Raw genomic sequence first — 12,893 nt, forward strand, 5'->3', positions numbered from 1 at the left:
TCACAGACGGATGGCGTGCCTACGGAAGACACCCCTGCAACAGTGGTGCCTGAGGCGAATGCTGCGCAAGGATACACCGGCCGTAAATGGGAGGTGAGTAGTTCAACACCTGTGAATCTGAGTCAGGGTGCGCAAACGGGCAGCAATTACACCCCAGGACCTAGACGTAATCAGGGGACAACCCCAGATGCAGTGCCGAGTTCAGCGATAGCTCATCCTCGTGGTCCTGTTCCTGCAACGGGTAATGGTTCGCCATCGACGACAGATGATGGCCTGCAAACCGATGCGCCTACAGCAGTCGCAGATACACCAGCTCGTCTGCCTGTCGCGGCGAACACCACAAACACGCCAGTTACGGCACAGACGGATGGCGTGCCTACGGACGACACGCCTGCGACAGTGGTGCCTAATTCGGATGCAGCACAAGGATACACCGGCCGTAAATGGGAGGTGAGTAGTTCAACACCTGTGAATCTGAGTCAGGGTGCGCAAACGGGCAGCAATTACACCCAAGGACCTAGGCGTAATTTGGGGACAACCCCAGATGCAGCGCCGAGTACCGCGACTGGTCATCCTCGTGGTTCCGCGGCTGGCAATGGCAGCGGTACAACCCCACCTGTGATGGGCAACGGTTCGCCATCGGTGGCGGATGTGACTGATGGTGAAGTCGGTGTTGCTGCAACGTTAGTTAATACATTAACCCCAGTGTCGACTGAGACAGCTGGTCCTGTTATTGCCGCTGAGAGTCAAAAAAGTACTGCTAAACCACAACTTGACCTAGGTAAGATCGAATCGCGCATAGTAGGTCGAGCGGGGGGACATATTCAACATAGGGTACCTAAGTTCTTAGATCGTCCAGAGGCTGGCACGTTAATGGGATCTTGGCGACCTATACCTGAGTCTTTACGAGGTAAAAAAGATTCTGCTGAATTTGAAGAGTGGCGAAAACAAGATTTAGGTCAGTATTTGAAAAGTTTGAATTCGAAGGTCCTGTTGACTCAAGGGGCTACCAGTATGCGGGGACAAAATCATTTTGCCGGTAAATTAAATAATTTAAGGGATCGGGCCGAGATTAAGTCGCAGTTAAATCCCGTTAATCGAATGAATAAATCTGATTACCAGCAAATTTCAGGGTTGGATCTAGTGTCGACTGGACGCTCATATTTACTCGGGACTGCCAGTGGAAAACTGATTGTTACCTCTCCGATTGTTCGAAGTCATCTGGTTTTAGCGCCTTGAATCAATAGCTAACCTCCAGACTCTCCATCAATTGAAAAGATTAAATCATAAGAGTTCAGGTTTAATCTTTTTTTTTCTTTTGTAGTGAGATTTAAGGATTTAGTAAGCTTAAATTCTAAACCAGAATGAGGTATGTCTTGTATATAGAAATCAATTCATTGCATCGATTAGTTCCACAGATTGCATTTAAGAAAGAGCGTCACTCAAACGTAATAAAGAAGTCTGATCTTCTTATTTATAACGAGGCTAAGGCGTTATTATCTGCTTTAGAAGAGAGAGTCGAGCAATACCAGCAAATGCTTGAAGAGCAAGTGGTGCAACTGATCGAGGAGAAAGAGCAGGCGCTCAATCTTCACGCTAATAATTTATATAATGAGATAGAAGAAGAATTTCAGGTTAATCAAGAGCGTTGGTTTGACGAAGCCAATCAACAGCTTGTCGATATTGTTGAAGAACAGTATCAAAGTCTTAGTTTGTTGAAAGATGAATTGAAAAACCGACTCGCTGAAACCGTAAAATTGCGTTTAACAGAACTGAGTCTTAATGAGTATTTAATCGGACATCTTGTGGACTTACTCCATGCTGAAATAGACGATCAGGCAAGACATTTGTCTGTAGAGCATACCTATGTCAATGGATTCGCCGTGCTGACGATAGAGAATGACGACAAGATTATTAGCATAGAAACTCAGTCGATTGTTGAAGCACTACGGACTAGCTTGGAGACGGTATGATTAAGCGTCTTCGTCGGTTTCCTATCAAGTTTAATCCCAGCAGTGTGATTATCGCATTTGCGTTGCCAACTATTATTTTGTTCACCCTTCCCGGAGTGGTGATCGATCTGTTTATTTTAATTAGTTTTATTAGTTCAGTGTTGCTGCTGGTTATCATGCTTGAGAATGATCAACCTCTAATGGTGACATTTTTACCAACGGTCGTATTGTTACTGACGACCTTTCGCTTGTTATTGTCTATCGCAACGACCCGAAACATTATTGCGAATGAAGATGTAGGTAATGTGATTGAAACCGTGGGGGAGTTTGTGATGGGAGGGAACCTTATTTCAGGGTTACTCATCTTTATCATTATCACCATAGTGCAATTTTTAGTTGTTACCAAAGGTGGCGAAAGGGTCGCGGAAGTGGGGGCCAGATTCTCTCTGGATGCCTTACCTGGTAGACAAATGACGATTGACGGCGATTTAAAAAGCGGTCTTATTACAGGTGAACAAGCACAAAAGTTACGCTCTGATTTAAGCACCGAAAATCGGCTATTTGGTTCGCTTGATGGGGCAATGAAATTCGTCAAAGGTGACGCTATTGCTGGTATTTTGATCAGCTTGGTTAACCTGTTTGGTGGCATTTATGTGGGGGTTAATCAGTTTGATCTCTCGCTATCTGAAAGTGTTAGCCGATTCTCTGTACTGACGATAGGTGATGGTCTTGTCTCGCAGATCCCCAGCTTATTGTTATCAATCGCTTGCGGTGTGTATCTCACGCGTATTAAAGGGGATGAAGAATCTAGTTCATTTATGGGGCAGATGGCAAAGCAGGTTAGCCGTTTTTGGAAAAGCCTGTTAGTTATTGGAGCCTTGATTTTACTACTCGGTCTACTCAGTCCAAGTCTGTTCTATGTGTGTATGACGTTATTTATCTTATGTACACTGTCAGCGTTCTTACTGTGGCGAGTGCAAGGCAAGCCAAAAACTGTCGTAAATACAGGCATTGCCGGCAGTGGACTATATGAATCTCTTACATTTGTGCTAAGGGAACATCAGCATTGCACCCTAGTAGAAACTAGTCTTGTACAGATTGAAAAAGCACTTTGGGGCCAAGCCCTCGGCGCCCCTATTATCACAGTAGATGAGCAACTTACTGTTGATATAGAAGTTCATATTTCGGGTATTCGTATTTATAGCTTCTCACATGATGAGTCTGCAGAGCTAATCGAAGTACTTGGGGACGAAATTTTTGTTAGCGATGCTGCCACCCAAAATATCGCTACGATTGTGCAATATTTTTTACGGAAATGCTTAGTTGAAAAGTATAATCTTCAATACACCAGCAATATTATTGAAGGACTTGCAAGCCAAAGTGAAGTGATTAAAAACGAAATCGACTCGGCACTTGGTTTGAACCGTGTCCATGATGTGATTAAAGAAATGATCCGTGCTCGCGAGTTTTATCTCGATAGGGTGACTTTCTTTGAGGCATTAATTTATTGGTCTCGTATCGATAATGAGTCTAAAAATTGGCTCAATCGGATTCGAAATCAAGCAAGATATGAAATCACCTCACGTTTAATGAATTCTGAGGGAAAAATCTATGTTGCGCTGTTGAGTTCTGAACTAACCGAGTGCATTGAAACCTTTGTCATGGGAGAGAGTGAGGATTTAGATAGCCTAATTGAGCTTCAGTCAGCATTACGCCAGGAAGTTCTGCGAATGACCTCACTATATGGAAGTAAGCCGACTTTAGTTGTGAACGATAATGAAATTAATTCGGTTAAATCTTTCTTCCAGCAGGTGGTATCAACTATTTCAGTATGTAGCCATGGTGATATAGCTGATCCAAGTTGTGTTGTGAGTTCCGAACCACTACAAGTTTTGATCTAAATTTATGTCAAACGAATCAACTGAACCCAAAAAATATCCGCCAACGGAGAAGAAGCTTCGGGAGTTAAGAAAAAAAGGTCAGTTTCCAAAAACTGAACTAGCAGAACCGACTATGGAGTTAGTGGTATTTGCAGTGATATTTATTGGTACAGTTTATTTTATTTTTGATTCGTCAAATGATTGGTTTGAGGTAATGTTATATGCAGATATACAGACAGGCTTAGACATTATTTACAGTGTGATTGCGTGGGGTATATTCATACTGCTAATGATTAAGCTCGTCATGGCAGCTATTAGTTGGGTAATGCTAAATAAGAATGTTATTAATACTGAGTCATTAGGTCTTAAAATGGAAAAGATTAGCCCAGTTACTGGGGCTAAAAATATATTTGGCATTGAGGCAATATCCCGTTCATTACGTAAGGTGCTAGAGTTAACGTTTTTGTTGTTTTTGCTTAAATATGTTTTTGATATTGGTGGCGCAGAATTAACTAGGTTGGCACAAATAAACAATGTGTCATACTTTATTTATAATCTAATGCTGTATGTGGGTTTGGTTTCCTTATTATTTTTTGTTTATGGCGTAAGTTTAGGTTGTGTAGATTTTATGGCTGAGAGTTATCACTTTAATCATAAAAACCGTATGACGTTTACTGAAATGAAAAATGAAATGAAAGAAACTGAAGGCTCGCCAGAAATGAAGTCTGAACGCAAACGGCAAATGCGAGAAGTCATGGATGCGCCAATGACTAAAGGGCGTACACCAACTTTTGCTATTGCAAATCCTACGCATATCTTAGTGCCTATTTGCTATGACTGCATGATAGATAAAGTCCCTGTCGTGCTCAAGATTACAACTGAATCATTTGCATTGGATGAACGCCGTAGATTAGAGGCGCTTAATATTCCTATTTTGGAACATATAGGGCTTGCAAGGGCATTCTATAAAAGTATGCGTACTGGTGAAGACTATATTCCTAAAGAGTTTTACCGCCATATCGCTTTTATTCTCTTAGAATTAAATAAGCAGGAAAGTGCAAAAAATGTTTAGAAATTGGCTTTGGATAGGGGTGATAGTTGGACTCACTTCATGTGCCCAGAATGTGAAAGATGATTCAATAATATGGGATCATGAGTGGAAACAAGATATTTATAATTTACTGTTTTCTGAGATTGATGATGTAGATCATCTACGTTATTGGGTAAAGAGAATACCTGAATATGTAGATGGTTCACCGCATCAAACGACATGTATTGAAGTTTCTACGCCTTCTCATCCAAGTAGGCTCTATCTCGCTAATTTACATACCTATGCGTTAAGCGAGGTAAGCAGTTGTCAAGGTGACTATTGGCTCTATTCAAATCTTATTAATGTAGTGAATGGTAATAAATTTTCTGGCAGTGACCGTTCAACTGTAGCTGATACCGGTCGATCTATAGCGGGTGATCGTTGGAGTTCGGACGATGGGAAATATTGGATAGTAGACGATAAATCATCATGCGCATTAGATAATATATTCGATATTTGTCGTACTCAGTCTAAACACGTACGTTTAGTATTTAATGAGCTATTTATGGTGAATGAATCAGCTCTGACACCAGATGGTAGAAATATGTTGGTTCGCATGATTGAAGATCTGCGTGGAAAGCCAATAGAAAGCATATTGGTTTATGGCATTGCTGATTCATCAGGAGCTTATGAGAGTAATCGACGTCTAGCTGATGCGCGCGCTAAAAGCGTGAAATACTTTTTACAAACTGAAGGTATGAGAAATACGCCCATTTTTTTACGCGGTAGTGTTGAAAATGGTTTACCAACTGCTGAACAGCGTATTACTCAGCGCCGCTTTATGATTGAGATGAAGTTTAATTACGATGAAAAATAAAAAATTTACCTTATTTATAATGGAATTTACTCACTTAGTGCAAGCTTCAAGCCTATCGCTAGATGAACACCAAGCATTATTGTGTCATTTTGGTGATGTAAGCTGCCGCATTGAAGATGGTGCTCGCGTTGGTCTTGCTAACACTATCTTGATTATGGTTGAACTCGATATTGAGCATTTCCCTGCAGATACTGCGTTAAAGATAAATGCTAATTTTTCATTAACATCGGGTGGATATATTGCTAAGTTTAAGTCGAATGATTATTTCTATGTGCGTAATATGCCTTTACCGGACCATCCTCAAGGTTTATTAAAAGCGTTGAGTGATACTGTGAGTATTGCAAATACATTGAGACAAGAGTTGAACTTGCATGTGGTTAGTTGAATTCGTTGATGGCCACCTGCATGGCGTAATATTACCAGTCGAACCAAAACTAGTTATTACAGGGTCAAATAAAGATATAGATGCAGAAACGCTTTATGTTCCAGAAATTTTGCCTGTAAGTACTCGTTGGGAGTTTTGCAATGATAAAAATATCATCTGTATTAGAGGATCAAGAAAAAACGATCGATTAAAAAAACTGAAGTCAGGCCGTATCTATTGCTTAAGAGGCATAGCCTTTTTTGTTTATCAAGAAGGTAAACGTAAACCACAATGGTTAAGCTATCTAGCACGAAAATATCAAGCACTCATTATGTTAACTTTGTTGCTTAATGCTGGATTGGGTCTAGGTATGTGGATGGTATATCAAGCTAACCAGTACACGCAAATTGCAGAACACTTAACTCAACTCAATGGTAGTTACGTTAAGAATGGCAAGCTTAAGGTGCCCAATAGCGCCTCCTTTTTGTTGTTGCCTGAGGCTTTGCAAGCAAATGCTGAGATTGTTGAAGCAAATAATTTGCAAATTCTCTCACAACCTGTTGTGGAATTAGTCTCAAGCGATTCGAAGCAGCCTGTTAGTTATAAGGTAATAAATAAAGTCGATCGTGATCAAATCCAGGTTGAGACCTTTGAAACTGATAATCGAGTTATGGCTGTGTTAGGTGAATATGGTTTGTCGTTTAATAAGATAAATGATACTTGGTTTGTCAATGATAACGCCAAAGCTGCAATTGTGCTAAGAGCTAATGGGCTACAGGATATTATCCCATCCGTTTCAGTTAGGAATGATAGCACTCAAGTTATTGATAATGCCAACTTTCCATATTCAATCTTTTACTCATCGACATCAAGAGGGTATTTATATGACGACAAGTATCGGTATTGGGTTGGTAGTAATGTACCACTTCTAGGCGTGATTCAGTCTATTTCACGTAATAAGGTCATTTTTAAAGACAGTAATCAAATACGCGTTTATTTTATTCAACAATAATAGGAAAACTCATATGGCAGACATCCAAGCTAGATCTATGACCAACGTTATTTCCGCGCCTGAGACAGAGGCTAAGACTAAGTCTCAGGCGTTCGAATTAGCTTTGAGCCAGCTTCCCATCGCAACTAAAGCGGTTAAAGCATCATCTTCAAACTATTTATTTTCAGCGGGCAATCGAGACCCGTTGAGTTTGATTGATACAATTCTTTCAAAATATATTTCAGAACAGACAAAAAGTGCTGAAGCTAAAGCCGACAATATTTCATTAAAGTCAGAGGCCATTGCTGAAATTAACCGCCTATGGGGGTTAATTATGAGTGATAGATTACCTAACACTAAACCTGGTGATGATAAAAGCACTAAGTTAAATGGAGGCAGTGCAGCGGGATTTTTGAGTCAAATAGACGACATCATTAAAACTAAACTTGGCAATCCTCAGGGCGTTGGAGAGATCGCGGGTACTGATTGGAGCACTAAAAACGTAACTTATGATCAACTCCAATCCATGAATGCAACTATGACAGCATATTGTGACACCATCCAAGTCGATTTAGATACTGAGCAACAAAAGTTTAAAAATACGATGACAGAAATTACCTCAGCTCAAGAAGAGATCCGTGATGTCCGTCGCTCAATTATTTCTATTTCTCAGGGAGGCTAAATGATGCGCATCGCGATAGATGTTGTTATTGCAAATTGCACTATGACATTGGATGAACTTAATCATTTACAAACCAGTCAAATTAAGCCAGTAAACGACTTTGTTCAATCTGAAGTATTATTAAAAAGTGGTAATGAACTGATAGCAACAGGGACACTGATTAAAGTTGATGATCTGTTTTATGTTTCAATTGAACAAGTAAATAATATTAGTCAATGATTTTCAATTGTAAGTTAGCATTTTGTGGTTATAAAATATAATTATATTTCATAACAGTTTTAATCTGTATTTTACTAGGCTAAGTACATCTTTGTATTTGGATGTTTTAGTTATGTTTTTGGTTGCTCTGTAATGTAGTTATTTTATTGCGCCTACTAAAATAGGCGCAATAATGATTTATATTTTTAATTGTCGTTAATTTAAAAGTGATTTGAAATTGAAGCGACTCATTAGAGTTAATAATATTTTTCGTGCCTTTTGGTTTGGATTAACTTCAATATTAAATTCATGCCTATGTGCAGGGTAAAAATATTTACTCATACCAAATTTAGTTGACCACTACATGTAGATATAAAATCTGGCCATAACAAGCCATTAGAAAAACTTCCATTGTGATATTATTTTGAGGAAAGCATTATTTTTAATTTTTCAATTGCAAGCAGGATGAAAATCGAGTCAAAAAATAGCTAGGATTTGTTAGAAGTTGGTTTACCCATTTAGCTAGAATAACATAAATAATCTGCACTATTACCAATAGGATGCGAGTTTATAACTTTAAGGATAAAACTAATTTTGTTTAACAAACGTTACATTCATGAAATCGATTTATTAAAATCGCAGATGCAAGCAATTAATGAGCAGAGTCAGTTCCAGATTGAAGAACTTCAAAATACTATCGAAGATCTCAAGCTTGAACTCTCTACCGCTTTACAAGCATATGATAAAAAAAGTGAAATGATGATTAACTTGCTCAGTGGTGCTATGTTAACCGAGTCTGTTCGCAATTCTATTGCGCAAAGGGCACAAGCGCTTGGTGATGAAGCTGTCGCTCTGAATCAAGTCAAAGAATTGGTATCAAGTACTTCGCAGACATCAAAATTGCTGGAAGATAAAGTGCTTATAGTACGCTCGGCAGCTGAACAAAGCAGAGCTTGTGTAGGTGACCTGAAAAATAGCAGTGGCCAGATTTTTCGTTTGATCGGCTCTATCAAGGAAATCTCGGACCAGACAAATCTGTTGGCTCTTAATGCTGCAATAGAAGCTGCTCGAGCAGGAGAAGCTGGACGAGGTTTCGCAGTTGTCGCAGACGAAGTACGGCAATTAGCAAGTAAAGCGCATATTGCATCGACCGAGATAGAAAAACTTATTAATTCAATGCAAGTCCAGACAGAGCAGATTGCGCTGCGGGTGAGTGACACCGTGACATCCACCGATGACATTACACATTCGGTTGCAGATATAAGTACAGTTATTGATAAAATGAGTGGTTGTGCACTGCATATGCATGACGTGATTGATACGTCATCTCAAGTGTCGTTTTTAAACACAGTTAAGCTGGATCATGTTGTGTGGAAAAATGCAATTTATTTAAAAATTGCTAATCAGCAATTTGGCGAGACTGTGAATAAACATACTGAATGTCGTTTAGGGAAATGGTACTTTCAGGAAGCTGGGGCCGAACTATATGGTCAATCCAGATCATTTAAAGCGATTGATGCTCCACATAAACAAGTACATGACATGGGAAGTGCAGCACTTGTAGCAGGCGCTTATGGCGATGTAGATAAAATGAACGCGCATTTAGTGGTTATGGAAAACGCATCTGTTCAGGTCGCGACTGCGATTGAGAGGCTCATAGATGAAATAAAGCAATCGAAAGCAGCAGCTTCATCTAGTTTAGTTGCCTGATATGAACTAAGTCGCTTCAAGCGGCTTTGTTTCCTAAATAACCTGAACTCGGGATAAGAAATGTTGAACTAATAGCCCTCCAAGTGATCGGATCTTTCGACCAAGAGAAACCCCATCACACCGGAGGGCCTATGCATAAATTAGTGGAAGTGTTTTGCGATGTCGATGATTTTTGCGCTGTTTTCATTCCAGAATGGAAAAAAACGCTGTTAACCGATGGTACACGCAAGCGTCAACGCGCTGGCCGTATGACGATGAGCGAAGTGATGACCATCATCATACTTTTTCAGATGTCCCACCACCGTGATTTCAAGAACTTCTACATCGGCTATCTGGCTCATTTCTACAAATCTGCTTTTCCTAATTTACTCAGCTATACCCGCTTTCTTGAGGTGATACCCACTACTTTAGTGCCGCTTTGCAGCTACTTTGCCAGCCTCAAGAGTGACCCCACTGGCATCGAATTTGTTGATTCAACCAGCATCAAAGTGTGTCATAACCTACGTATTCATCGCCATGAAACCTTGGCGGGACTGGCGTGCAGAGGTAAAGGCACCATGGGGTGGTTCTATGGCTTTAAGCTGCATTTGATTGTGAATCATCAAGGCGGAATCGTGGCGGCCAAAGTGACGCCTGCGAATGTACATGACACAAAACCGGTGAATGAGATGGTGCACAGTGACATGAATAAACTCTATGCAGATAAAGGGTATATCAGTAAAGCGCTGTCCAGTGAATTGCTGGATAAAGGCGTGAAGTTGGTGACGAACGTGCGTAAGAATATGAAAGCGAAGGCAATGTTGTTGTGGGATAGATCGATGCTGTCGAGACGTTTCATCATAGAAACCATCAACGACCAGTTAAAAAATATCTCTCAAATAGAACACTCTAGACACCGCAGCGTGCATGGTTTTATGCTAAATATGATTGCCGGACTCATCGCCTATCAATTGAAAGACAATAAGCCACAACTGAACCTCACTAACGCAGAGTTTAATGCTATTACAGTTATGGATTGTTAAAACGATCTCAGATTATTTATTGAGATTTGGTGTGTTGTCGCGCTTCAAGCTTGGCTTTCAGCTCAGCCATCATATCTACTGAGCCTGTTTTCTGTGCTTGATTGGCAGCGTAATCAGAAGCTTTGACTTTGTTAGCAGCTTTATCTTGAGCCTGTGCTTTATTTTTTAGATCAAGCTGTTGCCCATCAATGTTGTCCCAGACTCTTTTTTGGGGTGGTGGTGGTGGTGGTGGTGGTGGTGGTGGTGGTACCAGCTGAGTGCTAGTTGTAACCACTGTTGTTGGATGTTCAGTGTAAGATAAGTTCTGTTGCTTGAGTTCCGTAACTTCTGTATTTGGAGTAAGTTTGGGTTGCGCATTTTTTTTAGGAGAAACGGGGCCTGCACCTAATTTTGCATTTAATAGCAGCATAAACGCCTGTTTATTTTGCTGCTGTTCAGCCGTTGCTTTAACACCAATATCAATTTGCGGTTTTGCGCCACTCGTTGGTGCACGAGATTCCATAGCCCTATCTCTATTATTAAATAAGCTATCAGATACATTACGAATTCTTCTAATCCGCAAAGAACTCTGAGTTTTTTTACTTTCCGTATTCAAACCTTCAAAAAGTGACGCTATATCATTAACTTTCAAAAATACACCTCATCGTTCGTTTAATATATTTCTAGTGCATAGAATAAATACACTGCTGTAAGAGGATGACCACATAAATGGTTTCACTCAAATTAAATGTCTATTTAAAATGGTAATGACTCAATATTTGCATCCATAGCGTTTCGCTGGTGAAGTTCAGATCGCTTCTGTTTATACAAATCACACATAACTTTTACATACGTATGATTAGCTCGTCGAGCGCCAAAACAGTAGTGACAATATTCTTTATTTTTTTACTTTTATAAAGTGAAAAATTGTGAATTATTAATAAAAAACCTAGGGATCCACTCAGGGCAAGAGTGTGAGTGTTTTTTAAGCATTTATTATCTTACCAAAAACGCTGAATTCATTGCGGCTTGGCGTCTCTTGCGGCGTAGACTTAATTTGCTTGGTTCTTTTTCCAGTATATTGACGGTAGTCTGCCGCATTCTTGCTAGATTTTCTGCACCATCACCTCAAGATATCTAGCAAGCATCCTCAGGCTTTGTGTCCTAAATAGGTTGAACTAAAATCGTAGCCGCAGATCTGATCGGCATCGCCTATCAACTTACCCATCAACCGTGTCAAAACCTCGCTATAAAACAACCCACTGGAAGCAATACAACCAAGCCTTAATCAACCGCGGTTCACTTACCTTCTGGATCGATGAGGATGCAATTACTAAGTGGAAAGCCAAGGTCGAGCAGCCAAAGAAAGGTCGCCCTCAAGTGTTTAGCGACTTAGCCATTACCACTGTGTTGATGGTTAAGCGTATTTTCTCTATGCCACTGAGAGCCTTACAGGGCTTTATCAATTCGGTGTTTAAACTGGGTGACATCCCATTATCTTGCCCGCATTACACCTGCATCAGTAAACGCGCGAAAACGGTCAATATTGCTTTTAAAACCAAGACTCGCGGCGCCATTGAGCACTTAGCTATCGACTCGACAGGCTTGAAGGTCTATGGCGAAGGTGAGTGGAAAGTGAAGAAACATGGCACAGATGGAAAGCGCCGAGTGTGGCGTAAACTGCATATTGCCGTAGATACACATAGCCATGAAATTATTGCCGCAGAACTCAGTTTATCAGGTGTAGCAGACGCTGAAGTGATGCCCAATTTACTTAAGCAAACCCATCGAAAAATCCGCAATATCTCGGGTGATGGTGCTTACGACACGAAAGCCTGTCACGAAGCCGTTCGTCGAAAACGCGCTTTAGTGCTTATTCCACCTAGGGAAGGTGCTACGCTATGGGAACAAGGGCATCCACGAAACTTAGCCGTCAGTTGGCAACAGCTTCATGGCTCAAATAAGCAGTGGAAAAAACGGTATGGTTATCATCGCCGTTCAATCTCAGAAACCGCCATGTACAGGATAAAACAACTGCTAGGAGGCACGTTAAGCATGCGGAGTTATAACGCTCAGGTGGGAGAAATTTACGCGATGATTAGGGCTTTGAACAAGCTTACTGGGCTAGGTATGCCTGAAACCCACTATGTAGCTTGATATTTGAACAATGATGAGAGTTTTGTTCGCTGACTCGATTTAGGGAACAAA

Annotated in this window: 12 protein-coding genes and 2 pseudogenes; 13 read left to right on the top strand and 1 reads right to left on the bottom strand. The window is 40.5% G+C overall.

Translation table 11 applies throughout. The features are described from left to right. The 12 genes and pseudogenes from HGO26_RS18865 to HGO26_RS18915 all read left to right on the top strand — a co-directional run. Nucleotides 1-1,239: pseudogene (locus HGO26_RS18865) on the top strand (hypothetical protein); the annotation flags it as partial. Nucleotides 1,240-1,376: 137 nt separating this feature from the next. Further along, nucleotides 1,377-1,973 (top strand): hypothetical protein, encoded by a 597-nt coding sequence (locus tag HGO26_RS18870; RefSeq protein ID WP_168827152.1) that lies wholly within the window; start codon nucleotides 1,377-1,379, stop codon nucleotides 1,971-1,973. After that, complete coding sequence (locus HGO26_RS18875; protein WP_168827154.1) at nucleotides 1,970-3,853, top strand: FHIPEP family type III secretion protein; 1,884 nt, start codon at nucleotides 1,970-1,972, stop codon at nucleotides 3,851-3,853. The genes HGO26_RS18870 and HGO26_RS18875 overlap by 4 nt, the downstream gene beginning before the upstream one ends. A 4-nt stretch (nucleotides 3,854-3,857) precedes the next feature. Continuing rightward, nucleotides 3,858-4,904: an EscU/YscU/HrcU family type III secretion system export apparatus switch protein gene (locus tag HGO26_RS18880; protein WP_168827156.1), complete on the top strand. Its 1,047-nt coding sequence runs from the start codon at nucleotides 3,858-3,860 to the stop codon at nucleotides 4,902-4,904. Then, a complete protein-coding gene (locus tag HGO26_RS18885; protein ID WP_168827279.1) occupies nucleotides 4,897-5,739 on the top strand; it encodes an OmpA family protein in 843 nt (280 codons plus the stop codon). Before HGO26_RS18880 ends, HGO26_RS18885 begins: the two co-directional genes overlap by 8 nt. After that, a complete protein-coding gene (locus HGO26_RS18890) occupies nucleotides 5,729-6,124 on the top strand; it encodes a hypothetical protein (protein ID WP_247651588.1) in 396 nt (131 codons plus the stop codon). The genes HGO26_RS18885 and HGO26_RS18890 overlap by 11 nt, the downstream gene beginning before the upstream one ends. Further along, a complete protein-coding gene (locus HGO26_RS18895) occupies nucleotides 6,111-7,115 on the top strand; it encodes a hypothetical protein (RefSeq protein ID WP_168827158.1) in 1,005 nt (334 codons plus the stop codon). The genes HGO26_RS18890 and HGO26_RS18895 overlap by 14 nt, the downstream gene beginning before the upstream one ends. 13 nt (nucleotides 7,116-7,128) lie before the next feature. Continuing rightward, nucleotides 7,129-7,776 carry a hypothetical protein gene (locus tag HGO26_RS18900; RefSeq protein ID WP_168827160.1) on the top strand — a complete coding sequence of 216 codons (648 nt, stop codon included), beginning with the start codon at nucleotides 7,129-7,131 and terminating at the stop codon, nucleotides 7,774-7,776. After that, nucleotides 7,777-7,995: a FliM/FliN family flagellar motor switch protein gene (locus tag HGO26_RS18905; RefSeq protein ID WP_247651589.1), complete on the top strand. Its 219-nt coding sequence runs from the start codon at nucleotides 7,777-7,779 to the stop codon at nucleotides 7,993-7,995. A 987-nt stretch (nucleotides 7,996-8,982) separates the two neighbouring features. Beyond that, a pseudogene (locus HGO26_RS22580) lies at nucleotides 8,983-9,249 on the top strand (methyl-accepting chemotaxis protein); the annotation flags it as partial. A 27-nt stretch (nucleotides 9,250-9,276) separates the two neighbouring features. After that, the gene (locus tag HGO26_RS22585; protein ID WP_247651591.1) at nucleotides 9,277-9,684 is read left to right on the top strand and encodes a CZB domain-containing protein; all 408 of its coding nucleotides are present in this window, start codon (nucleotides 9,277-9,279) and stop codon (nucleotides 9,682-9,684) included. 131 nt (nucleotides 9,685-9,815) lie between these two features. Further along, complete coding sequence (locus HGO26_RS18915) at nucleotides 9,816-10,706, top strand: IS982 family transposase (protein WP_168827181.1); 891 nt, start codon at nucleotides 9,816-9,818, stop codon at nucleotides 10,704-10,706. A 16-nt stretch (nucleotides 10,707-10,722) separates the two neighbouring features. On the opposite strand, the gene HGO26_RS18920 is transcribed toward HGO26_RS18915, so the two are convergent. After that, nucleotides 10,723-11,337: a hypothetical protein gene (locus tag HGO26_RS18920; RefSeq protein ID WP_168827184.1), complete on the bottom strand. Its 615-nt coding sequence runs from the start codon at nucleotides 11,335-11,337 to the stop codon at nucleotides 10,723-10,725. A 581-nt stretch (nucleotides 11,338-11,918) separates the two neighbouring features. Here HGO26_RS18920 and HGO26_RS18925 point away from each other — a divergent pair. Beyond that, nucleotides 11,919-12,842: an IS5 family transposase gene (locus HGO26_RS18925; RefSeq protein WP_168827185.1), complete on the top strand. Its 924-nt coding sequence runs from the start codon at nucleotides 11,919-11,921 to the stop codon at nucleotides 12,840-12,842. Nucleotides 12,843-12,893: the final 51 nt, after the last annotated feature.

The organism is Shewanella oncorhynchi (assembly GCF_012584455.1).
Lineage (GTDB): Bacteria > Pseudomonadota > Gammaproteobacteria > Enterobacterales > Shewanellaceae > Shewanella > Shewanella oncorhynchi.

What these genes read in the sequence shown, in the direction of transcription:
- HGO26_RS18890 (WP_247651588.1), top strand. Translation starts at nt 5,729, where the DNA reads ATGAAAAATAAAAAATTTACCTTATTTATAATGGAATTTACTCACTTA.
- HGO26_RS18875 (WP_168827154.1), top strand. Translation starts at nt 1,970, where the DNA reads ATGATTAAGCGTCTTCGTCGGTTTCCTATCAAGTTTAATCCCAGCAGT.
- HGO26_RS22585 (WP_247651591.1), top strand. Translation starts at nt 9,277, where the DNA reads ATGCATGACGTGATTGATACGTCATCTCAAGTGTCGTTTTTAAACACA.
- HGO26_RS18885 (WP_168827279.1), top strand. Translation starts at nt 4,897, where the DNA reads ATGTTTAGAAATTGGCTTTGGATAGGGGTGATAGTTGGACTCACTTCA.
- HGO26_RS18915 (WP_168827181.1), top strand. Translation starts at nt 9,816, where the DNA reads ATGCATAAATTAGTGGAAGTGTTTTGCGATGTCGATGATTTTTGCGCT.
- HGO26_RS18900 (WP_168827160.1), top strand. Translation starts at nt 7,129, where the DNA reads ATGGCAGACATCCAAGCTAGATCTATGACCAACGTTATTTCCGCGCCT.
- HGO26_RS18880 (WP_168827156.1), top strand. Translation starts at nt 3,858, where the DNA reads ATGTCAAACGAATCAACTGAACCCAAAAAATATCCGCCAACGGAGAAG.
- HGO26_RS18895 (WP_168827158.1), top strand. Translation starts at nt 6,111, where the DNA reads ATGTGGTTAGTTGAATTCGTTGATGGCCACCTGCATGGCGTAATATTA.
- HGO26_RS18905 (WP_247651589.1), top strand. Translation starts at nt 7,777, where the DNA reads ATGATGCGCATCGCGATAGATGTTGTTATTGCAAATTGCACTATGACA.